Annotated in this window: 19 protein-coding genes; 15 read left to right on the plus strand and 4 right to left on the minus strand. The window is 67.2% G+C overall.

Annotation, left to right across the window (positions count from 1 at the left end; translation table 11 throughout):
* Positions 1 to 66: 66 nt before the first annotated feature.
* Complete coding sequence (locus HWW87_RS33920; protein ID WP_175823942.1) at positions 67 to 2,460, minus strand: penicillin-binding protein 1A; 2,394 nt, start codon at positions 2,458 to 2,460, stop codon at positions 67 to 69.
* Between the two features lie 220 nt (positions 2,461 to 2,680).
* Here HWW87_RS33920 and HWW87_RS33925 point away from each other — a divergent pair, with 220 nt between their 5' ends.
* From HWW87_RS33925 to ugpQ, 12 genes are all read left to right on the plus strand, one after another.
* Entirely contained in the window at positions 2,681 to 3,604 is a 924-nt protein-coding gene (locus tag HWW87_RS33925; protein ID WP_175823943.1) for a competence protein ComA, read from the plus strand.
* Positions 3,604 to 4,257, plus strand: a complete 654-nt coding sequence (locus tag HWW87_RS33930; protein WP_175824042.1) for a fimbrial protein — start codon at positions 3,604 to 3,606, stop codon at positions 4,255 to 4,257. The genes HWW87_RS33925 and HWW87_RS33930 overlap by 1 nt, the downstream gene beginning before the upstream one ends.
* Positions 4,254 to 5,120, plus strand: coding sequence for a pilus assembly protein (locus HWW87_RS33935; protein WP_175823944.1), 867 nt, complete (start codon positions 4,254 to 4,256; stop codon positions 5,118 to 5,120). The genes HWW87_RS33930 and HWW87_RS33935 overlap by 4 nt, the downstream gene beginning before the upstream one ends.
* A complete protein-coding gene (pilQ, locus tag HWW87_RS33940) occupies positions 5,117 to 6,748 on the plus strand; it encodes a type IV pilus secretin PilQ (RefSeq protein WP_175823945.1) in 1,632 nt (543 codons plus the stop codon). The genes HWW87_RS33935 and pilQ overlap by 4 nt, the downstream gene beginning before the upstream one ends.
* Before the next feature lie 40 nt (positions 6,749 to 6,788).
* Positions 6,789 to 7,343 (plus strand): shikimate kinase, encoded by a 555-nt coding sequence (locus tag HWW87_RS33945; protein WP_027783320.1) that lies wholly within the window; start codon positions 6,789 to 6,791, stop codon positions 7,341 to 7,343.
* The gene (aroB, locus tag HWW87_RS33950) at positions 7,340 to 8,419 is read left to right on the plus strand and encodes a 3-dehydroquinate synthase (protein WP_175823946.1); all 1,080 of its coding nucleotides are present in this window, start codon (positions 7,340 to 7,342) and stop codon (positions 8,417 to 8,419) included. Before HWW87_RS33945 ends, aroB begins: the two co-directional genes overlap by 4 nt.
* Positions 8,420 to 8,484: 65 nt before the next feature.
* Positions 8,485 to 9,669 (plus strand): deoxyguanosinetriphosphate triphosphohydrolase, encoded by a 1,185-nt coding sequence (locus tag HWW87_RS33955; protein ID WP_244107401.1) that lies wholly within the window; start codon positions 8,485 to 8,487, stop codon positions 9,667 to 9,669.
* An 88-nt stretch (positions 9,670 to 9,757) separates the two neighbouring features.
* Positions 9,758 to 11,092 (plus strand): sn-glycerol-3-phosphate ABC transporter substrate-binding protein UgpB, encoded by a 1,335-nt coding sequence (gene ugpB, locus HWW87_RS33960; RefSeq protein ID WP_175823948.1) that lies wholly within the window; start codon positions 9,758 to 9,760, stop codon positions 11,090 to 11,092.
* A 96-nt stretch (positions 11,093 to 11,188) separates the two neighbouring features.
* On the plus strand, positions 11,189 to 12,073 hold the full coding sequence (gene ugpA / locus HWW87_RS33965) for a sn-glycerol-3-phosphate ABC transporter permease UgpA (RefSeq protein ID WP_175823949.1): 885 nt from the start codon (positions 11,189 to 11,191) through the stop codon (positions 12,071 to 12,073).
* Complete coding sequence (gene ugpE / locus HWW87_RS33970; RefSeq protein ID WP_174431380.1) at positions 12,070 to 12,915, plus strand: sn-glycerol-3-phosphate ABC transporter permease UgpE; 846 nt, start codon at positions 12,070 to 12,072, stop codon at positions 12,913 to 12,915. Before ugpA ends, ugpE begins: the two co-directional genes overlap by 4 nt.
* Before the next feature lie 32 nt (positions 12,916 to 12,947).
* Positions 12,948 to 14,033, plus strand: coding sequence for a sn-glycerol-3-phosphate import ATP-binding protein UgpC (locus tag HWW87_RS33975; RefSeq protein ID WP_175823950.1), 1,086 nt, complete (start codon positions 12,948 to 12,950; stop codon positions 14,031 to 14,033).
* A 27-nt stretch (positions 14,034 to 14,060) separates the two neighbouring features.
* Positions 14,061 to 14,831: a glycerophosphodiester phosphodiesterase gene (ugpQ, locus tag HWW87_RS33980; protein ID WP_175823951.1), complete on the plus strand. Its 771-nt coding sequence runs from the start codon at positions 14,061 to 14,063 to the stop codon at positions 14,829 to 14,831.
* A 183-nt stretch (positions 14,832 to 15,014) separates the two neighbouring features.
* Here the strand turns inward: ugpQ and HWW87_RS33985 are convergent, their stop codons facing one another.
* Positions 15,015 to 15,746, minus strand: coding sequence for an OmpW family outer membrane protein (locus HWW87_RS33985; protein ID WP_175823952.1), 732 nt, complete (start codon positions 15,744 to 15,746; stop codon positions 15,015 to 15,017).
* Between the two features lie 192 nt (positions 15,747 to 15,938).
* Between HWW87_RS33985 and HWW87_RS33990 the strand changes: the two genes are divergently transcribed.
* The 3 genes from HWW87_RS33990 (at position 15,939) to HWW87_RS34000 (ending at position 23,196) form a co-directional block, all read left to right on the plus strand.
* Complete coding sequence (locus HWW87_RS33990; RefSeq protein ID WP_027783329.1) at positions 15,939 to 16,652, plus strand: transposase; 714 nt, start codon at positions 15,939 to 15,941, stop codon at positions 16,650 to 16,652.
* 288 nt (positions 16,653 to 16,940) lie between these two features.
* The gene (locus HWW87_RS33995; RefSeq protein ID WP_175823953.1) at positions 16,941 to 21,644 is read left to right on the plus strand and encodes a glutamate synthase-related protein; all 4,704 of its coding nucleotides are present in this window, start codon (positions 16,941 to 16,943) and stop codon (positions 21,642 to 21,644) included.
* A gap of 85 nt (positions 21,645 to 21,729) precedes the next feature.
* On the plus strand, positions 21,730 to 23,196 hold the full coding sequence (locus tag HWW87_RS34000) for a glutamate synthase subunit beta (RefSeq protein ID WP_174387936.1): 1,467 nt from the start codon (positions 21,730 to 21,732) through the stop codon (positions 23,194 to 23,196).
* 61 nt (positions 23,197 to 23,257) lie between these two features.
* On the opposite strand, the gene HWW87_RS34005 is transcribed toward HWW87_RS34000, so the two are convergent.
* Both HWW87_RS34005 and HWW87_RS34010 read right to left on the minus strand, forming a co-directional pair.
* Positions 23,258 to 23,656, minus strand: coding sequence for a hypothetical protein (locus HWW87_RS34005; protein ID WP_175823954.1), 399 nt, complete (start codon positions 23,654 to 23,656; stop codon positions 23,258 to 23,260).
* Positions 23,657 to 23,854: 198 nt separating this feature from the next.
* On the minus strand, positions 23,855 to 24,469 hold the full coding sequence (locus HWW87_RS34010; protein WP_175823955.1) for a hypothetical protein: 615 nt from the start codon (positions 24,467 to 24,469) through the stop codon (positions 23,855 to 23,857).
* Positions 24,470 to 24,628 lie beyond the last annotated feature (159 nt).

A 24,628-nucleotide genomic window follows, 5' to 3' on the forward strand; every position in this document is an offset into this window, starting at 1 on the left:
GCCCCGAACGTCGGACCAAAAGAAAAAGCGCCCCGCGGGGCGCTTTCTTCATGGCCGGGCCGCGTGTCAGTGGCCCTGGAACAGGTTCATGATGTCCTGCTTTTCCTGTTCGTCGACGTGCGGCACGGCCTCGTCGACGTTCTGCGCAGCTGGCGCCTGCGGCACGCCGACCGTCGACACGAAGCCGTGACCCGGCGTGAACTCGGTGAAATACAGCTCGCTGCCGAGCGATTCGACGCCGTCCGGTACCGTCGGCTTGAACTCCGGCACGCCCTTCAGCGCCGCACCCATGTAGTCGATCCAGACCGGCAGCGACAGGCCGCCGCCGGTTTCACGATCGCCGAGGCTGCGCGGATTGTCGTAGCCGATCCACGCGATCGCGGCGAGCGTGTGCTGGTAGCCGGCGAACCACGCATCGTGCGAGTCGTTCGTCGTGCCGGTCTTGCCCGCGAGGTCGGTGCGCTTCAGCACGTTGGTCCGCGCGCCCGTGCCGCGCTGCGCGACGCTCTGCAGCAGGCTGTTCATCACGTAGGCGTTGCGCGCGTCGATCGCGCGCGGCGCGTTCTGCTCGGCGACGAGCGGCTGCGCGCGCGCGACGATCGCGCCGTTCGGATCGGTGACTTCGGCGATCAGGTACGGATTGACGCGGTAGCCGCCGTTCGCGAAGACCGAGTACGCGCCGGCCATCTGCAGCGCCGTGACCTGGCCGGCGCCGAGTGCCATCGGCAGGTAGGCCGGATGGCGCTCGGCGTCGAAGCCGAAGCGCGTGATGTATTGCTGCGCGTATTTCGTGCCGATGTGGTTCAGGATCCGGATCGACACGAGGTTGCGCGAGCGCTGCAGCGCGGTGCGCATCGACATCGGGCCCTCGAAGCCGCCGCCGTAGTTCTTCGGCTCCCACGGCTGGCCGCCCGTTTCCGCGGCGCTGAAATACAGCGGGCCGTCGTTGATCACGGTGGCCGGCCCGAGGCCCTTGTCGAGCGACGCCGAGTAGATGAACGGCTTGAACGACGAACCCGGCTGCCGCCACGCCTGCGTGACGTGGTTGAACTTGTTCTTGTTGTAGTCGAAGCCGCCGACGAGCGAGCGGATCGCCCCGTCCTGCGGGACGATCGACAGGAACGCGCCTTCGACCTGCGGCAACTGCGTGATCGACCATTTGCCGGCGTCGTTCTTCACGACGCGGACGATCGCGCCGGGGCGGATGCGGCGGTTCGGCTGCGCGTTGGCGGACAGCGCGCCCGACGCGAAGCGCAGGTTGTCGCCCTCGATCGTCGCCGTGCTGCCGTCGATGAACGCCACCGTGATCTGGCGCGGGCTCGCGGCCGTCACGACCGCGGCGATCAGCTCGCCGTTGTCGGGGTGCTCGAGCAGCGCGTCGTCGATCGCCTGTTCGCGGTCGTCGGCACCGGCCGGCAGCTCGATGAAGCCTTCCGGCCCGCGATAGCCGTGGCGGCGCTCGTAATCCATGATGCCCTTGCGCAGCGCGGTGTACGCGACCTGCTGGTCCGCGGAATCGATCGTCGTCACGACGTTGAAGCCGCGCGTGTAGGTTTCCTCGCGATACTGCGCGTACATCATCTGTCTGACCATTTCCGCGACGTACTCGGCGTGCACGCTGAAATCGCGGCCCGGACCCTTGACGACGAGCGGCTGCGCGGCGGCTTCGTCGTACTGTTCGCGCGTGATGAAGTTCAGCTCGAGCATCCGCTGCAGGATGTATTCCTGGCGCACCTTCGCGCGCTTCGGGTTCACGACCGGGTTGTACGCGGACGGCGCTTTCGGCAACCCCGCGAGCATCGCGGCTTCCGCGAGCGTGATGTCCTTCAGGTCCTTGCCGAAATAGACCCGCGCGGCGCTCGCGAAGCCGTACGCGCGCTGGCCGAGATAGATCTGATTCATGTAGACCTCGAGGATCTGATCCTTCGTCAGCGCGCGCTCGATCCGGTACGCGAGCAGCATCTCGTAGATCTTGCGCGTGTAGGTCTTCTCGCTCGACAGGAAGAAGTTGCGCGCGACCTGCATCGTGATCGTGCTCGCGCCCTGCGACGCGTGACCGTTCGTCAGCGCGACGAAGCCGGCGCGGATGATGCCGGTGAGGTCGACGCCGCCGTGATCGTAGAAGCGCGCGTCCTCGATCGCGAGGATCGCCTTCTTCAGCGAGTCGGGCACGTCCCTGAAATGGACGACGTCGCGGCGCTCCTCGCCGAATTCGCCGATCAGCACGTGATCGGACGTATAGATGCGCAGCGGCACCTTCGGCCGATAGTCGGTCAGCGCGTCGAGCGACGGCATGTTCGGCCAGGCCACGACGAGCGCGTAGCCGAGCACGAGGCCGCCGGCCACGACGAGGGCCACGCACATCGCGGCGAAGCCGAGCAGGATTTTTTGCCACCAGGGCCGCTTTTTCGGCTCCGGGGCGGGAGGCGGGGACGTAGGAGTCGTGGATTGCATAGGCATACCGGAAAACAGTCCCGCGATTATAGCTGCCCGGTAAGACCGGTCCTGACGCGGGGGCCGCCCGTCGGAAAGCCGCGGGTCGGCATGCCGTCAGCATAGTCCGTGCACGGCCGCCGTGAGCGGATGCTGGCCGTTTGGCCGACTGTCGGCCGCACGCGTCGCTTTGCAGAATCAGGTCTCGGAAACGCGGCGTGGGCCGCGACGATTTCGGGAGGCTGGGATGGCAGGACGATGGGTGGCGCGGTTTGCACAGGGCAGGCACCGGTCGACGGGAATCGACGTCGGTGCGCACGAAGTGAGGGTGGCTGTGCTGAGCCGGCGCGGCAGGGAAGCGGAGGTGCGCGTCGAGGGGCTCGAGCGGGAACCGGTCGGGTTGGCGGGCGCGCCGGAAGACGCGCGGTGGGCGGCGGTCGCGCGGTCGCTGGCGGCAGCCGTGGCGCGGCTGTCGGCGTCCGATGTGCGGTGCGACGCGCGCGGCGTGATGGCGCTGCACGACGACGAGATGCGCACCGCGACGCTCGATCTGGCCGGGCGCGGCGACATCCCGGATGCCGCGCGGCAGGCGGCCGAACGCATCTCGGGGCTGGCGCCGGACAGTCTCGCGTTCGACTGGCGGCACTACGGCGGCGCGCGCTCCGGCGAGATCGCGGTGGCGGTGGCGCCGCTGGCGCTGCTCGAGCGGCGGATCGACGTGGCCGCCCAGGCCGGTATCGACCTGACTGTGATCGACGGCGAGTCGGCCGCCGTGCTGCGCGCGCTGCGCTATGCCGCGCAGTTCGAACTCGACGCGCAGGGCGCCTACGCCGTGCTCTGGTTCTGCGACGCGGGCGTGCGCGGCTGGCGAATCGAAGGCCGGTCGACCATGCCGGTGCTCACCCTGTCCGGCACGTTGCCGGAGGCGCTTCCCGATGCGTTGCGCCGGCGCGTGCTCGGGGCCGTGCGTTGCGTATTCGTGGCGGGGGACGAGCGATGTATTGCCCGCTTCGATACGTCCGTCGCCGAGATTGGCGATGTGCTCGGCACGGCGGTGGTCCCGTTCGACTGCACGGGCTGGGACGGCCAGCCGTGCGCGCACGCCGGCATGCCGGGCGGCCCGGCGTTTGCCGTCGCGTTCGGGCTGGCGTTGCGCGGGGTGTGGGAATGATGGCCGGTCACGTGGCGGCAAACGGGGGCGCGGCGGTTGCGGCCGAGCAGGCGGTACAGGCGGTATTCGGCGACTTCAACCTGCTGCCGTACCGCGAGCGGTTGGCGCACGCGTTGCGGCGTCGCCGGGCCACGCAGTGCGGCGTGGCGATCCTGCTCGGCGTGTTCGGCGCCGGCCTGTGGACGGGCGCTGCCGTGTTGTCGCGGGGGCGGGTGGACGCCGAGCGCGCCGGCGTGGAGGCACGGCTGCGGCAGTTGCAGCCACAGGTGGCTGCTGCGGCGCGCGCCGCCAATGCCGCCGCTGCCATCGCGCAGCGCGACGCGCAAGCGGCTGCGCTGGCCGCGCCTTACCGGCGCGTGGCAGGGTTGCTGGCGACCCTGAAGCAGGTGCGTGCCGATCATATCCGGCTCGACGCGCTGCGCATGACGACGACCGGTGCCGTGCTCGATGCGCGCGCCGCGAGTTACCGGGCGGCTGCGCGGTGGCTCGCCGCGATGGCGCGCGAGCAGCGCGACTGGCGGATCGACATAGAGACGTTGAAGCCTGCCTCGGATGGGCCGGCTTCCGCGGCCGGGATGCCGTTTCGGTTCTCCGTGCAGTTGCGCTGGCACGACGCGATGTCGTCGCGGACGGTGTCGGGAGGGGGCGCATGACGGCGCTCGTGCATCGGCCGGCGCTGCTCGGAGGCGCCGGGCCGGGCCGCATGCCGCGCGTGTCGCCAGCGGCCGCGCATGCCGCGGGTTGCGTGCTGGCATTCGCGGCCGTGCTGGCAGGCGGCATTCATCTGGCGAATGCGGCCGACTGGAGCGGGCTGGCACACAGTCGCGCGTTGCTCGCCGCAGCGCAGGCGCGTGCGGCCGACGCGCAACGCGTGCTGGCTTCCGCTGGGCAACGGCGCGACGGACATCCTGCGTCGACGCGTGACGACCGCTTGCCGCATGCGCCGGAATGGGCCGCGCTGATGCTGGAACTGGCCGATCTCGCTGCGTCGAGCGGGCTGCAGCGCGTGTCGATCGAACCGCAGCGCGCCGATGGCGTGGCACCGGACGGCCGGCACACCGTGCACATCGCCGCGGATGGCGGTTTTCGCGCGTTGCTGCATATGGTTGGCGGGCTGGCGCGCTTCCCGGTGCTGGCGGTACCGTCCGCGCTTCGTATCGAGCGCGGCATGTCGGCGGCGCGGGTGGACATGTCCGTCGACGTGTTTCCGGCGCTGCCGGCGACAACGGCCGCGACGGGCACCACGCCGGTTCGCGTCGCCGCGCCCGACGCCGATCCGTTCGGCGAGGCTGGCCCGGCCGAAGCGGCGGGGCGCGCAGCCCGCCTTGCCGGCACGATTCGCGACGCGCGTACCGGTCTCGCGTTGTTCGACGACGGCGATGGCGCGTTCACGACCGTCGCGCCTGGCGAGGTGCTCGGGGCTGCGCGCGTGGTACGCGTCGATCGCGCGGCTGTGACGCTTGCGACGGCGGACGGATCGCAGCGGCTCGTCCTGGACGACGGAGGCCGGCCATGACGAAGCACGGCTGTTGGGTGTTTGTCCTCTGGGCCGGCGTGACGGCCGCCGGCGCAAGCGCGTCGTTGCCGCCGCTGCCGGCGGTCTGGCCCGCCGGGTCGACGGATATGTCGGTGCCGGGTTTGCCGCAGCCGCTGCGCGTGGCCGACGGCGTGGACAGCGCGGTAGCGGAGGATGCCGGACCGCCGCCGTTCGATCAGGCGGCGCGCGCGGCACTGCAGACGGAAACCGCCGCACCGATCCCCACGCTGGAGGGGCCGCCGATCCCGCTGGCGCCGCCGGCCCGGATGAGCGACGCCACGGCGCGGCAACCCGGCGATGCGGACGACGCGCGGCGGATCTCGCTGAATCTGCAGGGCGCCGGGCTCGCGGCTGCGTTCGATGCGATTGCGCGGTTCACGGGGCTCAATATCGTCGTCGGCGAGCAGGTGCGCGGCACGGTGACGTTGCGTCTGAACAATGTCCGCTGGCGCGAGGCGTTCGACACGCTGCTCGACACGCACGGGCTCGCGATGTCCCGGCGCGGCAACGTGATCTGGGTCACGCCGGCAGCCGAGCTGGCTGCGCGCGAACGCGAGCGCTTCGAAATGCATGCGCGGGCCGCCGATCTGGAGCCGCTCGCGAGCCGTACGTTCGCGCTGCATTATCCGCGTGCGCAGGACGTGCAACGGCTGCTGGCCGGCGCGACCGGCCAGCGCCTGCTGTCGAAGCGCGGCGCCGCGGCGGCCGATCCGCGCACGAACCTGCTGTTCGTGACCGATCTCGCGCCGCGTATCGTGCAGATCGCGGGCCTGATCGACGCGATCGACCGGCCGTCACGGCAGGTCCGGATCGAGGCCCGCATCGTCGAAGGCGAGCAGGGTTTCTCGCGCAACCTCGGCGCGCGTGTCGCGCTGCGTGCGCAGGGGCGGCCGTCGTCGGCCGACGGCGCGTCGTTTACGGCGGACGCGCGCAACGCGCTGGATCTCGCCGCGCGGCCGCTCGGCGGCTTCGACGCGGCGACCGCCGGCTTCACGCTGTTCGCCGCGCCGCTCAGCCGCGTCCTCGACATCGAGCTGAGTGCGCTCGAGGCGCAGGGCCGGGGCCAGATCGTTTCGCGGCCGCGGGTGGTGACGGCCGACCGCGTCAAGGCCATCGTCGAGCAGGGCTCCGAGCTGCCGTACCAGGCGAAGGTCGGCAATGGCATGAGCGGCGTGCAGTTCCGCCGCGCGACGCTCAAGCTGGAGGTCGAGCCGCAGATCACGCCGGACGGGCGCGTGGTGCTCGATCTCGACGTGACCAAGGACAGCGTCGGCGAGCCGACCGCGGCCGGCCCCGCCATCCATACGAAGCATGTGCAGACGCGGGTCGAGGTCGAGAACGGCGGGACGGTCGCGATCGGCGGCATCTATGAACAACTGAACCGGAACGATGTGACGCGCGTGCCGCTCTTGGGCAAAATACCGTTTCTGGGCGCGCTTTTCCGGCACCGCGCGCAGCGCGACCAGCGCAACGAACTGGTCGTCTTCATCACGCCGACCGTCGTCGATGCGCGTTGCGGTGCGCCCGGCACGGGCGACGCGGATGCCGAGAAAACGGGGCCGGAAGCCGCCGGCGCAGGCTCGACAAGGCAGCCGCTTTGCCAGTAAGCTGCGCCACACACCAGCAAGATTGAAGCAGAGGAAGCCGTTGCAAGCGCGGGACCCACATGCAAACGTATTTTTCGTCGGCCTTATGGGAGCGGGTAAGACCACCGTGGGCCGTGCGGTCGCGCGTCGTCTCGACAGGACGTTCTTCGACTCCGACCACGAAATCGAGGCCCGTACGGGCGCGCGCATTCCGGTGATCTTCGAGCTGGAGGGCGAGGCCGGGTTTCGCGATCGCGAAACGCAGGTGATCGCCGATCTCGCGCAGCGCGAGAACATCGTGCTCGCGACGGGCGGCGGCGCGGTGCTGCGCCCGGAAAATCGCGACAGCCTGAAAACCAACGGCATCGTCGTCTACCTGCGCGCCAATCCGCACGATCTGTGGCTGCGCACGCGCAAGGACAAGAACCGCCCGCTGTTGCAGACGGAAGATCCGAAGGGGCGTCTCGAAGCGCTGTACGAAGTGCGCGACCCGCTGTACCGCGAATGCGCGGATTTCGTCATCGAGACCGGCCGTCCGTCGGTCAACGGTCTCGTCAACATGGTGCTGATGCAACTCGAACTGGCCGGCGTCATCGCCAAGCCGCTACAAGCATGATTACTGTCAACGTCGATCTGGGCGACCGCGCCTATCCGATTCATATTGGCGCCGGCCTGATCGGCCGCACCGAGCTGTTCGCTCCCCACGTCAAGGGTTCGTCCGTCACGATCGTCACGAACACGACGGTCGATCCGCTCTACGGCGACGCACTGCGCGCGGCGCTCGCGCCGCTCGGCAAGCGCGTGTCGACCGTCGTGCTGCCGGACGGCGAGGCGTACAAGAACTGGGAAACGCTGAACCTGATCTTCGACGGCCTGCTCACGGATCACGCGGATCGCAAGACGACGCTCGTCGCGCTCGGCGGCGGCGTGGTCGGCGACATGACGGGCTTTGCCGCCGCGTGCTACATGCGCGGCGTGCCGTTCATCCAGGTGCCGACGACGCTGCTGTCGCAGGTCGATTCGTCGGTCGGCGGCAAGACGGGCATCAATCATCCGCTCGGCAAGAACATGATCGGCGCGTTCTACCAGCCGCAGGCCGTGATCGCGGACATCGGCGCGCTGACCACGCTGCCCGATCGCGAACTGGCGGCGGGCGTCGCCGAAGTCATCAAGACGGGCGCGATCGCCGATGCCGAGTTCTTCGACTGGATCGAGGCGAACGTCGATGTGCTGAACCGTCGCGAGCCGGCTGCGCTCGCGCATGCGGTGAAGCGTTCGTGCGAGATCAAGGCGAGCGTCGTCGCGGCCGACGAGCGCGAAGGCGGCCTGCGCGCGATCCTGAACTTCGGCCACACGTTCGGCCATGCGATCGAGGCCGGGCTCGGCTACGGCGAATGGCTGCACGGCGAGGCGGTCGGCTGCGGGATGGTGATGGCGGGCGACCTGTCGGTGCGGCTCGGCCTCCTCGACGAAGCGTCGCGGCAGCGCCTCGATGCGGTGATCGCGGCCGCGCATCTGCCGACCCGCGGGCCCGCGCTCGGCGACGCGCGCTACATGGACCTGATGCGTGTCGACAAGAAGGCCGAGGCCGGCGCGATCAAGTTCATCCTGCTGAAGCGATTCGGAGATACGCTGATCACGCAGGCGCCGGACGAAGCGGTATTCGCTACACTGGCGCAGACGACCCGCTAACGGCGGCCCGGATCCGCCGGCGCCCCTGACATGGAGGAGACGTGAGCGAGACATCCAGCAGCACACTGCCCGAAGCCAACCGCGCGTCCGCCGCGCCGGTGGCCGAGCCGCCGACGCTGGCGGCGCTGGAAGCCCATCTCGCTCCGTATGCCGCGCACGCATCGCAGTCGCGCGGCCGCCGCCATCCGGAAACCCCGCCGGCGGCGCGCACCGAATTCCAGCGCGATCGCGACCGCATCGTCCATTCGACCGCATTTCGCCGGCTCGAATACAAGACGCAGGTCTTCGTCAATCACGAAGGCGACCTGTTCCGCACCCGCCTCACGCACAGCCTCGAAGTCGCGCAGATCGCGCGCTCGGTCGCGCGCAACCTGCGCCTGAACGAGGATCTCGTCGAAGCGATCTCGCTCGCGCACGATCTCGGCCATACGCCGTTCGGCCATGCCGGGCAGGACGCGCTGAATGCGTGCATGCGCGAGCACGGCGGCTTCGAGCACAACCTGCAGAGCCTTGCGGTCGTCGACGAGCTCGAGGAGCACTACGGCGCGTTCAACGGGTTGAACCTGTGCTTCGAGACGCGCGAAGGCATCCTGAAGCACTGCTCGCGCGACAATGCGCGCAAGCTCGGCGCGCTCGGCGAGCGCTTCCTGCAGGGCCGCCAGCCGTCGCTCGAAGCGCAGCTTGCGAACATCGCGGACGAGATCGCCTACAACAATCACGACGTCGACGACGGCCTGCGCTCCGGCCTGATCACGATCGAGCAGCTCGCGGAAGTCGAGCTGTGGCAGCGTCACTACGAAGCGGCGCTCGCCGAATTCCCGCACCTCGAAGGCCGCCGTCTCGTGCACGAGACGGTGCGCCGCATCATCAACACGCTGATCGTCGACCTGATCGACGAGACGACGCGCAATCTCGCGCGTGTCGCGCCCGCGTCGCTCGACGACGTGCGCGCCGCGCCGCCGCTCGTGTCGCACAGCCCCGAGGTCGCCGCGCAGGCGGCGGCCCTCAAGCGCTTCCTCTTCAAGAACCTGTATCGCCACTACAAGGTGATGCGCATGGCGAGCAAGGCGCAACGCGTGGTCACGGGGTTGTTCGATGCGTTCATCGACGACCCGCGCCTGCTGCCGCCGCCGTACCAGTCCGACGACGCGGCGCAGCAGCCACGTCTCGTCGCGCACTACATCGCCGGCATGACCGACCGCTTCGCGCTGAAGGAATACCAGCGCCTGTTCGTCGTCAACGACAACTGACTGTCACAAACGATCACTAGACTTCGCCGGTTCAATGGCGACGGGAATGTTGCACACGCTGTTGGTAACGTTTTCATAGGAGAGGTCGATGAAGAAGAAGCCTGCGGGGACACTGGTTCGGTCGATCGCGCTCGGCGGCGCGCTGATGTTCGGGGCGCAGCACGTCGCGCTCGCCGCGACGGAAATCCAGTTCTGGCATGCGATGGAGGCCGCGCTCGGCGAGCGGGTCAATGCGATCGCGGACCAGTTCAACGCGTCGCAAAGCGACTACAAGATCGTGCCGGTCTTCAAGGGCACCTACGACCAGGCGCTCGCGGCCGGCATCGCGGCCTATCGCAGCGGCAACGCGCCGGCGATCCTGCAGGTCTATGAAGTCGGCACCGCGACGATGATGCAGGCGAAGAAGGCGGTCGTGCCGGTCTACGACGTGTTCAAGCAGGCTGGCGTGACGCTCGACGAAAAGGCGTTCGTGCCGACCATCGCGAGCTACTACAGCGACGCGAAGACGGGCCACCTCGTGTCGATGCCGTTCAACAGCTCGACGCCGGTGCTGTACTACAACAAGGACGCGTTCAAGAAGGCGGGCCTCGATCCGAACCAGCCGCCGAAGACGTGGGCCGACGTGAAGGCCGATGCCGAGAAGCTGCGCAAGTCGGGAATGGCCTGCGGCTTCACGACCGGCTGGCAGGGCTGGATTCAGCTCGAGAACTACAGCGCGTGGCACGGGCTGCCGTTCGCGAGCCGCAACAACGGCTTCGACGGCAGCGACGCCGTGCTCGAGTTCAACAAGCCGCAGCAGATCGCGCATATCGCGTTCCTGCAGCAGATGGCGAAGGACGGCACGTTCACGTACGCGGGCCGCAAGGATGAAGCGTCGGCGAAGTTCTACAGCGGCGATTGCGGGATCCTGACGACGTCGTCGGGCGCGCTCGCGAACGTGCAGAAGTTCGCGAAGTTCAGCTACGGCACCGGCATGCTGCCGTACGACGCGAACGTGAAGGGCGCGCCGCAGAACGCGATCATCGGCGGCGCGAGCCTGTGGGTGCTGGCCGGCAAGGATCCGGCGACCTACAAGGGCGTCGCGAAATTCCTCGCGTACCTGGCAACGCCTGCCGTCGCCGCGAAGTGGCACCAGGATACGGGCTACCTGCCGGTCACGACCGCCGCGTACGACCTGACGCACCAGCAGGGCTTCTACGCGAAGAACCCGAGCGCCGAAACCGCGATCAAGCAGATGCTGAACAAGCCGCCGCTGCCGTACACGAAGGGGCTGCGGCTGGGCAACATGCCGCAGATCCGCACGATCGTCGACGAGGAGTTCGAACAGGTCTGGGCGGAGAAGAAGTCGCCGAAGGACGCGCTCGATTCGGCCGCGTCGCGCGGCGACGAACTGCTGCGCCGCTTCGAGAAGTCGGGCGGCTGAGCACGCATCGCTTCGTGCCGCCGGCGGCGCCGCGCGTCAGCGCGTGCCGTCCGGCGGCGCGCGCCCCTTTCCGTTTCGCCTGACCGGATATCCGCGATGCAATCCCGTTCCCGTTTCGGTACGAGCCCGGTGCCGTACTTGCTGATCGCGCCGCAGCTCGCGATCACCGCCGTGTTCTTCCTGTGGCCGGCCGGCGTCGCGCTGTGGCAGTCCACGCAGATGCAGGACGCGTTCGGCACGTCGAGCGAATTCGTCGGCTTCGCGAACTTCACGCACCTGTTCGCCGATCCGCTGTATCTCGATTCGTTCCGCACGACGCTCGTGTTCAGTTCGCTCGTCACGGTGAGCGGGCTCGTCGTGTCGCTGCTGCTCGCCGCATGCGCCGACCGCGTGATCCGCGGCGCGCGCGTGTACCGCACGCTGCTGATCTGGCCGTACGCGGTCGCACCGACGATCGCGGCGGTGCTGTGGGCGTTCCTGTTCAACCCGAGCATCGGCCTGATCACGTATGCGCTCGCGAAGGGCGGCATCGTGTGGAACCACGCGCTGAACGGCGGGCAGGCGATGTTCCTCGTCGTGCTGGCGTCGGTGTGGAAGCAGGTGAGCTACAACTTCCTGTTCTTCTACGCGGGGCTGCAGGCGATCCCGCGCTCGCTGATCGAGGCGGCGGCGATCGACGGTGCGGGGCCGGTGCGGCGCTTCTTCAACATCGTGCTGCCGCTGCTGTCGCCGACGAGTTTCTTTCTGCTGGTCGTGAACCTCGTCTACGCGTTCTTCGACACCTTCCCGGTGATCGACGCGGCCACCGGCGGCGGCCCGGCGCAGAGCACCAAGACGCTGATCTACAAGATCTTCGCGGAAGGCTTCCAGGGGCTCGACATCGGCAGCTCGGGCGCGCAGTCGGTGGTGCTGATGAGCATCGTCGTGGGGCTCACGGTGATCCAGTTCCGCTTCGTCGAACGCAGGGTGCAATACGCATGATCGAAAATCGCAAGGGCTTCGACCTGTTCTGCCATGCGGTGCTGATCACGGGCGTCGTGCTGATCGTGTTCCCTGTCTACGTCGCGTTCTGCGCGGCGACGATGAACGCGCAGGAAGTGTTCACGGTGCCGCTGTCGCTCGTGCCGAGCACGCACCTGTTCGAGAACATCGCGTACATCTGGGGGCACGGCAGCGGCGGCACGACGGCGCCGTTCGGCCGCCTGCTCGTGAACAGCTTCGCGATGGCGCTCGGGATCGCGGTCGGCAAGATCGCGGTGTCGATCCTGTCCGCGTACGCGATCGTCTATTTCCGCTTCCCGTTCCGCAACACGGCGTTCTGGCTGATCTTCGTCACGCTGATGCTGCCGGTGGAAGTGCGGATCTTCCCGACCGTGCAGGTCGTGTCGACGCTGCACCTGACGAACACCTATGCGGGGCTCACGATGCCGCTGATCGCGTCGGCGACCGCGACGTTCCTGTTCCGCCAGTTCTTCATGACGCTGCCCGACGAGCTGATGGATGCGGCGCGCATCGACGGCGCGGGGCCGCTGCGCTTCTTCTGGGACGTCGTGCTGCCGCTGTCGAAGACGAGCATCGCCGCGCTGTTCGTGATCACGTTCATCTACGGCTGGAACCAGTATCTGTGGCCGATCCTGATCACGACGGAAGCGTCGCTGTCGACGGCGGTGGTGGGCATCAAGACGATGATCGCGAGCGGCGACGCCGCGACCGAATGGCAATACGTGATGGCGGCGACGCTGCTGGCGATGATGCCGCCGCTCGTCGTCGTGCTGGCGATGCAGCGCTGGTTCGTGCGCGGCCTCGTCGATTCCGAGAAATGAACGACCGACGGTAACCGGGAGAAGGACCAGGTATGGCTGCGCTGAGCTTGAAGGGCGTCAGGAAATCCTACGACGGCAAGCAGCACGTGCTGCACGGCATCGACGTGGAGATCGCCGACGGCGAATTCATCGTGCTGGTCGGCCCGTCGGGCTGCGGCAAGTCGACGTTGCTGCGGATGATCGCGGGGCTCGAGTCCGTGACGGACGGCGAGATCGCGATCGGCGACCGGGTCGTCAACACGCTGGAGCCGAAGGACCGCGACATCGCGATGGTGTTCCAGAACTATGCGCTGTACCCGCACATGACGGTCGCGCAGAACATGGGCTACGGGCTGAAGATCCGCGGCATCGAGCGCGCGACGATCGATTCGCGGGTGGCCGCGGCCGCGAAGATCCTCGAGCTCGAGCCGCTGCTCGCGCGGCGGCCGCGCGAACTGTCGGGCGGCCAGCGGCAGCGCGTCGCGATGGGGCGCGCGATCGTGCGCGAACCGTCGGTGTTCCTGTTCGACGAGCCGCTGTCGAACCTCGACGCGAAGCTGCGCGTGCAGATGCGGCTCGAGATCCAGCGGCTGCACGCGCGGCTCGCGACGACGAGCGTGTACGTGACGCACGACCAGATCGAGGCGATGACGCTCGCGCAGCGGGTGATCGTGATGAACCGCGGTTACGCGGAGCAGATCGGCGCGCCGGTCGACGTGTACGAGAAGCCGGCGACGGTGTTCGTCGCGGGCTTCATCGGTTCGCCCGCGATGAACCTGCTGCACGGCCGGCTGTCGGAAGACGGCACGACCTTCACGGTCGCGGGCGGCGGCCCCGCGCTGCCGGTCGCCGGCGCGCCGGGCATCGGCCGCGAGATCGCCACTGGGCGCGACTGGGTGCTCGGCGTGCGTCCCGAACACATGACGCCGCAGCCGGGCGTCGCGCAGGCGACGCTGCCGGTCGATTCGTGCGAGCTGCTCGGCGCGGACAATCTCGCGCACGGCCGCTGGGGCAATCACGACGTCGCGGTGCGCCTGCCGCACGCGGACCGCCCGGCACGCGGCACGGCGCTGGCGGCTGCGCTGCCCGCGCACCGGCTGCATTTCTTCGATCCCGAAACCGGCAAGCGCGCCGGCTGAAACTGTCTGACTGCCGGGAGACCGATGATGACGATCCGTACCGACTGGCCCTATCCGCGCGTCGTCGCCCATCGCGGCGGCGGCACGCTCGCGCCGGAGAACACGCTGGCCGCGCTCGACGAGGGCGCGCGGCGCGGTCACCGGATGGTCGAGTTCGACGCGAAGCTGTCGGCCGACGACGTGACGTTCCTGCTGCACGACGACACGGTCGACCGGACCTCGAACGGCCACGGAGCGGCGGCGGGCATGCGTTATGCGGCGCTGGCCGCGCTCGACGCGGGCGCGTGGCGCGACGCGCGCTTCGCGGGCGAACGGATGCCGACGCTCGAGGCGGCGGCGGCGCGCTGCCTCGCGCACGGGCTGGCCGCGAACGTCGAGATCAAGCCGTGCCCGGGGCGCGAGCGCGAAACCGGGCAGCGCGTGGCGGCCGACGCGGCCGCGTACTGGCGCGATGCCGCCGTGGCGCCGCTGCTGTCGTCGTTCTCGTTCGACGCGCTGCAACAGGCACGCGCGAGCGTGCCGGCGCTGCCGCGCGGGATGCTCTACGAAGTCGTGCCGGACGACTGGCATGCGCAGGTGATCGACGCGCTCGACTGCGTATCGTTGCATGCAGACCACAGTCGGCTCGACGAACCGCTCGTGCGCGCGATCAAGGCCGCCGGGCTGCGCATCCTGGTTTACACGGTGAACGACCTCGAACGGGCGCGCGAACTCGCGCGCTGGGGCGTCGATGCGGTCTGCACGGACCGAATCGACCTGATCGCGCCCGATGCGCTGGACGACATCCACGTCGTCTGACGGCCACGGCCGCGGCCGCGGCGGTGGCCGGTGAAACCCTTGCCCGGAACGTGCCTGATGCGAAAAAAACGACGCCCCGACGGGATTCCCGCCGGGGCGTTTTGCATCGTGGAGACGTTACCCCAGGAAAAATCCGCTACAAATTGCAGCAGGATTAACCATTCCCCAAATATTCGACTACGCTTAGAAGCGGTAGCCGACGTTCAGGTACGTGACGATCGGGTTCAGCGAGATGTGGGCCTTCGACGTTTCCGTCAGCGTACCGACCGGCGTCCGGCGGGCCGTCGTGAAGGTCGCAGTCACGCTGACAGGGATGTACGAGAGCGACAGGCCCGCGAACCAGTGCTTCGTGAAGTTGTACGTGAAGCCGGCGTTGAAGACGGGCGCCCACTGGTTGCTGGTCGTGGCGCTGGTCGGGCCGCCGAGCACGCCGTTCTCGAACGCGCCGTTCGTGATCTTCGCGCCGGTGAACCAGATATACGTTGCGCCGATGCCGACATACGGACGGAACTTCGCGTTGGCGTCGTTGAAGTGGTAGCGAAGCAATACGGCGGGGCTCCACTGGTACGCACGACCGAGTACGCCGAACTTTTCGAACTGACCCTTGCCGGTAATGTCGAACTTCGGCGGTATCCCCATCACGAGCTCGGTGGAGATATGGTCGGTAACGAAGTAGCCCGTTGCGAGCCCCAGCGTATCGGCGTCGGTGATGCCGGCGCCGGTGTTGGGAATCGATTGGTTGATGGGCGTGCCGCCTACGCCGTAGACGAACAGCGAGTCGCTGCTGTCCTGCGGCGAAAGGTGCAGCCAGCCGGTGCTGACGTAGAAATCACCTGCGGATTGTGCATGTGCCGTACCGCCCGCGAACGTGAATGCGAGCGCTGCGGCCCCCGTAATGGCCAGTTTTCGTTTCATTGTGTCTCCTCCGATCAAAGGCGTGCTCATTATGACGACTGCGTTTAAAACCAAACAAGCTCGTAAGTTAGAGTTTTCACCCTAGGATTCGCACGACCGTACGCTTACGCGCGCCGCAGGGGCAGGCATTCTACGCAGTGCGCATTTTCGGACCTCCGGGTATTTCCTAACGCGTTCAAACGGACATTCAGCATGGCACGGTTAGCACGACTCTACGTTCCCGACCAGCCGCAGCACGTGATACTGCGCGGCCTGGATCAGCAACCCGCGTTCGTCGACGACCAGGACTACGAACTCTTCATCGACTGCCTGAAGGCCGCCGCACGCGATCATCACCTGTCGGTGCATGCCTACGTGCTGCTGCCGCGCCAGGTGCAACTCCTCGTGACGCCGAGCGACGAGGCGAGTCTGCCGAAGGCGATGCAGGCCGTCGGCCGTCGCTACGTCGCGCATTTCAACCGGCGCTATTCGCGGCGCGGCACCTTGTGGGAAGGCCGCTATCGCGCGACGGTGATCGAAGGCGAGCGCTATTTCCTGCTCGCGAGCCGCGTGGTCGAGATGAGCCCGGTGCGCTCGCAGCTCGTCGCGACGCCCGAGGCCTATCGGTGGTCGAGCTACCGGCATCACGTCGGGCTCACCGTCGACAGCTTGATCACCGACCATCCGCTCTACTGGGCGCTCGGCAACACGCCGTTCGACCGCCAGCGTGCGTACAAGGAGCTGTGCGAGCAGCCGCTCGACGAGCGGCAGGCCGACCAGCTGCAGCAGGCGACGCTGAAGGGCTGGGTGCTTGGCGGCGAGAATTACCGCGAGTGGGCGGCGCGCACCGCGAACCGGCGCGTCTCGCCGTTGCCGCGCGGACGCCCCAGAAAGGTGCGCGAGAACACGCCGCCGATCCAGCAGTAAGGCCGGAAAGGCGGGCCAGAAGCGGCGCGGCGGGCGCCGCTTCTTTTTGCACCAAAATGATACAGCCCCAATAAAACAGCACCACATCAAGGCATCCATTTAATTGGGGTTCGATCAAGCGGTTTTTGTTGCTATTCCCTTGATTCGTCGCGTATATTCCGAATTCCGGTGGCCCGGGCGAAGTCTGCCCAACCACTGTCGGCCGCGCCGTCTCCCGTCGGGAGCGGGATCGATGGCAACAAGAAAACGGTTCAACGGCCTCCAGGCCCCCTTTACGACGGTGTCCCCATGAACGACCACCAGCAGCCGCTCGCCGCGGTGCCCGCCGCACAAGGTCTGTACGACCCGCAAAACGAACACGACGCCTGCGGCGTCGGCTTCGTCGCTCACATCAAGGGCAAGAAGAGCCACGAGATCATCCAGCAGGGTCTGAAGATCCTCGAGAACCTCGATCACCGCGGCGCGGTCGGCGCCGATCCGCTGATGGGCGACGGCGCGGGTATCCTGATCCAGATTCCGGACGCGTTCTATCGCGAGGAAATGGCGAAGCAGGGCGTGGACCTGCCGCCGGCCGGCGAATACGGGGTCGGGATGATCTTCCTGCCGAAGGAAAACGCATCGCGTCTCGCGTGCGAGCAGGAGCTCGAGCGGACGGTGAAGGCCGAAGGCCAGGTCGTGCTCGGCTGGCGCGACGTGCCGGTCGACCATGCGATGCCGATCTCGCCGACGGTCAAGGCGAGCGAGCCGCTGATCCGCCAGATCTTCATCGGTCGCGGCAAGGACATCATGGTGACGGACGCGCTCGAGCGGAAGCTGTACGTGATCCGCAAGACGGCGAGCCACCGCATCCAGGCGCTGAAGCTCAAGCACGGCAAGGAATACTTCGTGCCGTCGATGTCGGCGCGCACGGTCGTCTACAAGGGGCTGCTGCTGGCGGGCCAGGTCGGCGTGTACTACCGCGACCTGCAGGACCCGCGCGTCGTGTCGGCGCTCGCGCTCGTGCACCAGCGCTTCTCGACCAACACGTTCCCGGCATGGGAGCTGGCTCACCCGTACCGGATGATCGCGCACAACGGCGAGATCAACACCGTGAAGGGCAACGTGAACTGGCTGAACGCGCGTACCGGCGCGATCGCGTCGCACGTGCTCGCCGACGATCTGCCGAAGCTGTGGCCGCTGATCTACCCGGGCCAGTCCGACACCGCATCGTTCGACAACTGTCTCGAACTGTTGGTGATGGCCGGCTACCCGCTCGTGCACGCGGTGATGATGATGATCCCGGAAGCGTGGGAACAGCACACGCTGATGGACGAGAACCGCCGCGCGTTCTACGAATACCACGCCGCGATGATGGAGCCGTGGGACGGCCCGGCCGCGATCGCGTTCACCGACGGCCGCCAGATCGGCGCGACGCTCGACCGTAACGGCCTGCGCCCGGCGCGCTACATCGTGACCGACGACGACCTCGTCATCATGGCGTCGGAAGCCGGTACGCTGCCGATCCCCGAATCGAAGATCGTCAAGAAGTGGCGCCTGCAGCCGGGCAAGATGTTCCTGATCGACATGGAACACGGCCGCATCATCGACGACAAGGAACTGAAGGACAACCTCGCGAACGCGAAGCCGTACAAGAGCTGGATCGACGCCGTGCGCATCAAGCTCGACGAGATCGAGCCGAAGGCCGAGGACGTCGCGGCCGGCCGCACCCAGGGCGCCGCGCTGCTCGACCGCCAGCAGGCGTTCGGCTATACGCAGGAAGACCTGAAGTTCCTGATGGCGCCGATGGCGCAGCAGGGTGAGGAAGCCGTCGGTTCGATGGGCAACGACTCGCCGCTCGCGGTGATGTCGAACAAGAACAAGACGCTCTATCACTACTTCAAGCAGCTGTTCGCGCAGGTCACGAACCCGCCGATCGACCCGATCCGCGAGAACATGGTGATGTCGCTCGTGTCGTTCGTCGGCCCGAAGCCGAACCTGCTCGACACGAACAACATCAACCCGCCGATGCGTCTCGAAGTGTCGCAGCCGGTGCTCGACTTCAAGGACATCGCGAAGATCCGCGCGATCGACCAGTACACGGGCGGCAAGTTCAGCGCGTACGAACTGAACATCTGCTATCCCGTCGCCTGGGGCAAGGAAGGCATCGAGGCGCGCCTCGCGTCGCTGTGCGCGGAAGCCGTCGACGCGGTCAAGTCGGGCTACAACATGCTGATCGTGTCGGACCGCAAGACGGACGCCGAGCACGTCGCGATTCCGGCGCTGCTCGCCACGTCGGCGATCCACACGCACCTCGTCCAGCAAGGGCTGCGCACGAGCACGGGCCTCGTCGTCGAGACGGGCTCCGCGCGTGAGACGCACCACTTCGCGCTGCTCGCGGGCTACGGCGCGGAAGCCGTGCACCCGTACCTCGCGATGGAAACGCTCGCGAAGATGGCAGAAGGCCTGCCGGGCGACCTGTCGCCGGAGAAGGCCGTCTACAACTTCACGAAGGCGGTCGGCAAGGGCCTGCAGAAGGTGATGTCGAAGATGGGCATCTCGACGTACATGTCGTACACCGGCGCGCAGATCTTCGAAGCGCTCGGCCTGTCGAGCGACCTCGTCGAGAAGTACTTCAAGGGCACGGCGTCGAAGGTCGGCGGCATCGGCCTGTTCGAAGTCGCGGAAGAGGCGATCCGCCTGCACCGCGACGCGTTCGGCGACAGCCCGGTCCTGCGCGACATGCTCGACGCGGGTGGCGAGTATGCGTATCGCGTGCGCGGCGAAGACCACATGTGGACGCCGGATTCGATCGCGAAGCTGCAGCACGCGACGCGCAGCAACTCGTACCAGACGTACAAGGAATACGCGCACCTGATCAACGACCAGACCAAGCGTCACATGACGTTCCGCGGCCTGTTCGAGTTCAAGGTCGAGCCGACCAAGGCGATCCCGATCGACGACGTCGAGCCGGCGAAGGACATCGTCAAGCGCTTCGCGACGGGCGCGATGTCGCTCGGTTCGATCAGCACCGAAGCGCACGCGACGCTCGCTGTCGCGATGAACCGGATCGGCGGCAAGTCGAACACCGGCGAAGGCGGCGAGGACCAGAAGCGTTACCGCAACGAACTGCGCGGCATTCCGATCAAGGCGGGCGAGACGATGAAGTCGGTGATCGGCGACGAGATCGTCAGCGACATTCCGCTGAAGGACGGCGATTCGCTGCGCTCGAAGATCAAGCAGGTCGCGTCGGGCCGCTTCGGCGTCACCGCCGAGTACCTCGCATCGGCCGACCAGATCCAGATCAAGATGGCGCAGGGCGCGAAGCCGGGCGAAGGCGGCCAGCTGCCGGGCCACAAGGTGTCGGAATACATCGGCAAACTGCGTTACTCGGTGCCGGGCGTCGGCCTGATCTCGCCGCCGCCGCACCACGACATCTACTCGATCGAGGATCTGGCGCAACTGATCCACGACCTGAAGAACGTGAACCCGAGCGCGAGCATCTCCGTGAAGCTCGTGTCGGAAGTGGGCGTGGGCACGGTCGCGGCCGGTGTCGCGAAGGCGAAAGCCGACCACGTCGTGATCGCCGGCCATGACGGCGGCACGGGCGCGTCGCCGCTGTCGTCGGTCAAGCACGCGGGCACCCCGTGGGAGCTCGGCCTCGCCGAAACGCAGCAGACGCTGGTGCTGAACCGCCTGCGCGGCCGCATCCGCGTGCAGGCCGACGGCCAGATGAAGACGGGCCGCGACGTCGTGATCGGCGCGCTGCTCGGCGCGGACGAATTCGGCTTCGCGACGGCGCCGCTCGTCGTCGAAGGCTGCATCATGATGCGCAAGTGCCACCTGAACACCTGCCCGGTCGGCGTCGCGACGCAGGATCCGGTGCTGCGTGCGAAGTTCAAGGGCCAGCCCGAGCACGTCGTGAACTACTTCTTCTTCGTCGCCGAGGAAGTGCGCGAGATCATGGCGCAGCTCGGCATCGCGAAGTTCGACGACCTGATCGGCCGCGCCGACCTGCTCGATACGCGCAAGGGCATCGAGCACTGGAAGGCGAAGGGGCTCGACTTCTCGCGCGTGTTCTACCAGCCGGAAGAGTGCGAGGACGTCGCGCCGCGTCACGTCGACGTGCAGGATCACGGCCTCGAGCGTGCGCTCGACCACGTGCTGATCGAGAAGGCGAAGGCCGCGATCGAGAACGGCGAGCATGTGTCGTTCATCCAGCCGGTGCGCAACGTGAACCGCACGGTCGGCGCGATGCTGTCGGGCGTGATCGCGAAGAAGCACGGCCACGACGGCCTGGCCGACGACGCGGTGCACATCCAGCTGAAGGGCACGGCCGGCCAGAGCTTCGGCGCGTTCCTCGCGAAGGGCGTGACGCTCGACCTCGTCGGCGACGGCAACGACTACGTCGGCAAGGGCCTGTCGGGCGGCCGGATCATCATCCGCCCGACCAACGACTTCCGCGGCAAGTCCGAGGAAAACATCATCTGCGGCAACACGGTGATGTACGGCGCGATCGAAGGCGAGGCCTTCTTCCGCGGCGTCGCGGGCGAACGCTTCTGCGTGCGCAACTCGGGCGCGACGGCGGTCGTCGAAGGCACGGGCGACCACGGTTGCGAATACATGACGGGCGGCACGGTCGTCGTGCTCGGCGAGACCGGGCGCAACTTCGCGGCCGGCATGTCGGGCGGCCTCGCGTACATCTACGATCCGGAAGGCACGTTCGCGGCGAAGTGCAACAAGTCGATGGTCGCGCTCGATCCGGTGCTGCAGCAGGCCGAGCAGGAGCGCACGGTCGACCGCGCACTCTGGCACGAAGGCACGACGGACGAAGCGCTGCTCAAGGGGCTCATCGAGCGTCATTTCCAGTTCACGGGCTCGCCGCGCGCGAAGTCGCTGCTGGAAAACTGGGACGCGGCGCGCCGCCAGTTCGTGAAGGTGTTCCCGCACGAATACAAGCGCGCGCTGGGCGAGATCGGTGCGAAGAAGGCGGCGAAGGAAGTGCTGGCCGCCTGAGCGACGAACGACATAGCGAATGCCGCGCGCGCCTGACGGCCGCGCGCGGCTCCCCCACCCGATACACCGAACAGAAGAGCACCTTATGGGCAAGGCAACCGGTTTTCTGGAGTTCGAACGCCGCCACGAGGCGTACGAAGCACCGCTCACGCGCGTGAAGCACTACAAGGAATTCGTCGCGGCACTGACCGACGCGGACGCGAAGGTCCAGGGCGCGCGCTGCATGGATTGCGGCATCCCGTTCTGCAACAACGGCTGCCCGGTCAACAACATCATTCCCGACTTCAACGATCTCGTTTACCGTCAGGACTGGCAGCAGGCGATCGAAGTCCTGCACTCGACCAATAACTTCCCCGAGTTCACGGGCCGCATCTGCCCGGCGCCGTGCGAAGCGGCGTGCACGCTCGGGATCAACGACGACCCGGTCGGCATCAAGTCGATCGAGCACGCGATCATCGACAAGGCTTGGGGCGAAGGCTGGGTGAAGCCGCTGCCGCCTGAGCACAAGACCGGCAAGAAGGTCGCGGTCGTCGGTTCGGGCCCCGCGGGCCTCGCCGCCGCGCAGCAGCTCGCGCGCGCGGGCCACGACGTGACGGTGTTCGAGAAGAACGATCGCGTCGGCGGCCTGCTGCGTTACGGGATTCCCGACTTCAAGCTCGAGAAGTGGCTGATCGATCGCCGCATGCGCCAGATGGAAGCGGAAGGCGTGACGTTCCGCACCAGCGTGTTCATCGGCAAGGATCCGCTGCCCGAGTCGATCGGCAGCCTCGCGAAGGAAACCATTTCGCCGGACACGCTGAAGGAAGAATTCGACGCGGTCGTGATCGCCGGCGGTTCGGAAACGCCGCGCGACCTGCCGGTGCCGGGCCGCGAGCTCGCCGGCGTTCATTTCGCGATGGACTTCCTGCCGCAGCAGAACCGCGTGAACGCGGGCGACAAGCTCGTCGACCAGCTGCTCGCGAAGGGCAAGCACGTGATCGTGATCGGCGGCGGCGATACGGGTTCGGACTGCGTCGGCACGTCGAACCGTCACGGCGCGAAGCAGGTCACGCAGTTCGAGCTGCTGCCGCAGCCGCCGGAAGAGGAACACAAGCCGCTCGTGTGGCCGTACTGGCCAATCAAGCTGCGCACGTCGTCGTCGCACGAGGAAGGCTGCGAGCGCGACTGGGCGGTCGCGACGAAGCGTCTCGAAGGCAAGAACGGCAAGGTCGAGAAGCTGATCGCGGTGCGCGTCGAGTGGAAGGACGGCAAGATGCAGGAAGTGCCGGGCTCCGAGTTCGAGATGAAGGCCGATCTCGTGCTGCTCGCGATGGGCTTCACGCAACCGGCTGCGCCGGTGCTCGACGCGTTCGGCGTCGCGAAGGATGCGCGCGGCAACGCGCGTGCGGCGACCGAAGGCGATCGTTCGTACTACACGTCGGTCGACAAGGTGTTCGCGGCAGGCGACATGCGGCGCGGCCAGTCGCTCGTGGTATGGGCGATCCGCGAAGGCCGCCAGTGCGCGCGTTCGGTCGATGCGTACCTGATGGGGCATTCGGAATTGCCGCGCTGAGCTGAAGCGCGCGAGCGGGTTTCGATGGAAAGCCGGGCGTCCGACAGGGCGCCCGGTTTTTTTATTTTTGAGGCTGCGGGTGATCGCGGGTTTGCCCGGTTGGGGCGCCCAACGGATCGATGGTTCGCCCGTAGCTTGCAAGCTGCTCGTTGCAATCGATCATCGCGGTGTATCGGGTTTCGCCAACGCGCAGCGGGAATTCCCACACGCCCAGCTTCCACGCGTGATACTGCGGCGCGCCGTCGAACCGGATGCTGTCCGGCGGTATTCCGTGCGCTTCGAGAAGACGGGCCTGGACTTTTTTCCGTAGGGCATCGACAGACATGTCGGGGCAACTGCCCTCGGTCCGCTCATATCGGGAAGTCGCGACCACGAAAAATAGTAGTGCGTAGGTGCAGATCGTTGCGATAACCAGCCAGAGAACCAGCCGGAACGATCCGCGTATGACGCTGGCAATCATGGGGCGCTCGATGCGGGATGAACAACGTGAGGGGTAACCCGGGCAGCTGAATTCTCGGCGTCGCCCGAGCGCCTGCTAGCGCGTGTGTTCCAAAACGGCGCCGAGCTTGAACAGGCATGTCGTCGCCGCCGCCTGCCGGAATGGCCGGCTTCCCTGGCGTGCTGAACGCGCGGTCGTCCGGCGCGTCGACCCGGGGAATCATCGGTAGCCTGGGACGGGATCGACCGCGCGTGGTTCGATACCGGCCGACGAATGGCTTCGTTGCACCGTGGCCGGTTCGAGCGGCAGCATTTGAAATTTCCCGAAGCCCGTGACGTGACGCCCGCAATCGATCGTGGCGACGTAGCTCGCTTCGCCGGACTTCAGGTCGAAGTGCCACCAACCGAGCCTGTCGGCGTGGTAACGCGGCATGCCGACGAATTCGATGTCGTCCGGACGCATGCCGCGCGCTTCGGCGAATGACAGAATGCGTGCTTCGAGTTCCCCGAGCGGTGCGCCGGGGCAATAGCCGTCGTCGGGCTCGTATCGCGCGATCACGACAATGGCTAGAAACAACACGATGAGTGCGATGGTTGCCATGACGACAATCAGCGCGAGTCGACTGGCGTAGCGAATGACGGTTGGGATCATGAGCGCGTGCGGATACTTCTCTGGTCGGTGAAGTTGCATCCTCTCGCGTCCCGTTCGGGCAATCCGGACGGTGTCCGGTCTGGTGTCGGGCGAGCGGCGTCCGAAAGACATTTCGACGTCCGGATTTTCATGCGGGGCGCGCGCCAGCCGGTAGCCGGGACCGGAAGCGTATCGCATCGCCATCCCGCATTTTCGCGAAGCGTCGTCTAACCTGATGACATCCGGCTTCGATTTTTCGCCATCTCAATTTCTTTCGTTTTGTAATAATCCTTGCAAACTGTCATATCATGTCGCCCCTCGGGCCGCGTTCGCGGTCGCCGCACATGACTGACGCTATTTACA

It is taken from the genome of Burkholderia sp. BCC0419, from assembly GCF_902830285.1.
GTDB lineage: Bacteria > Pseudomonadota > Gammaproteobacteria > Burkholderiales > Burkholderiaceae > Burkholderia.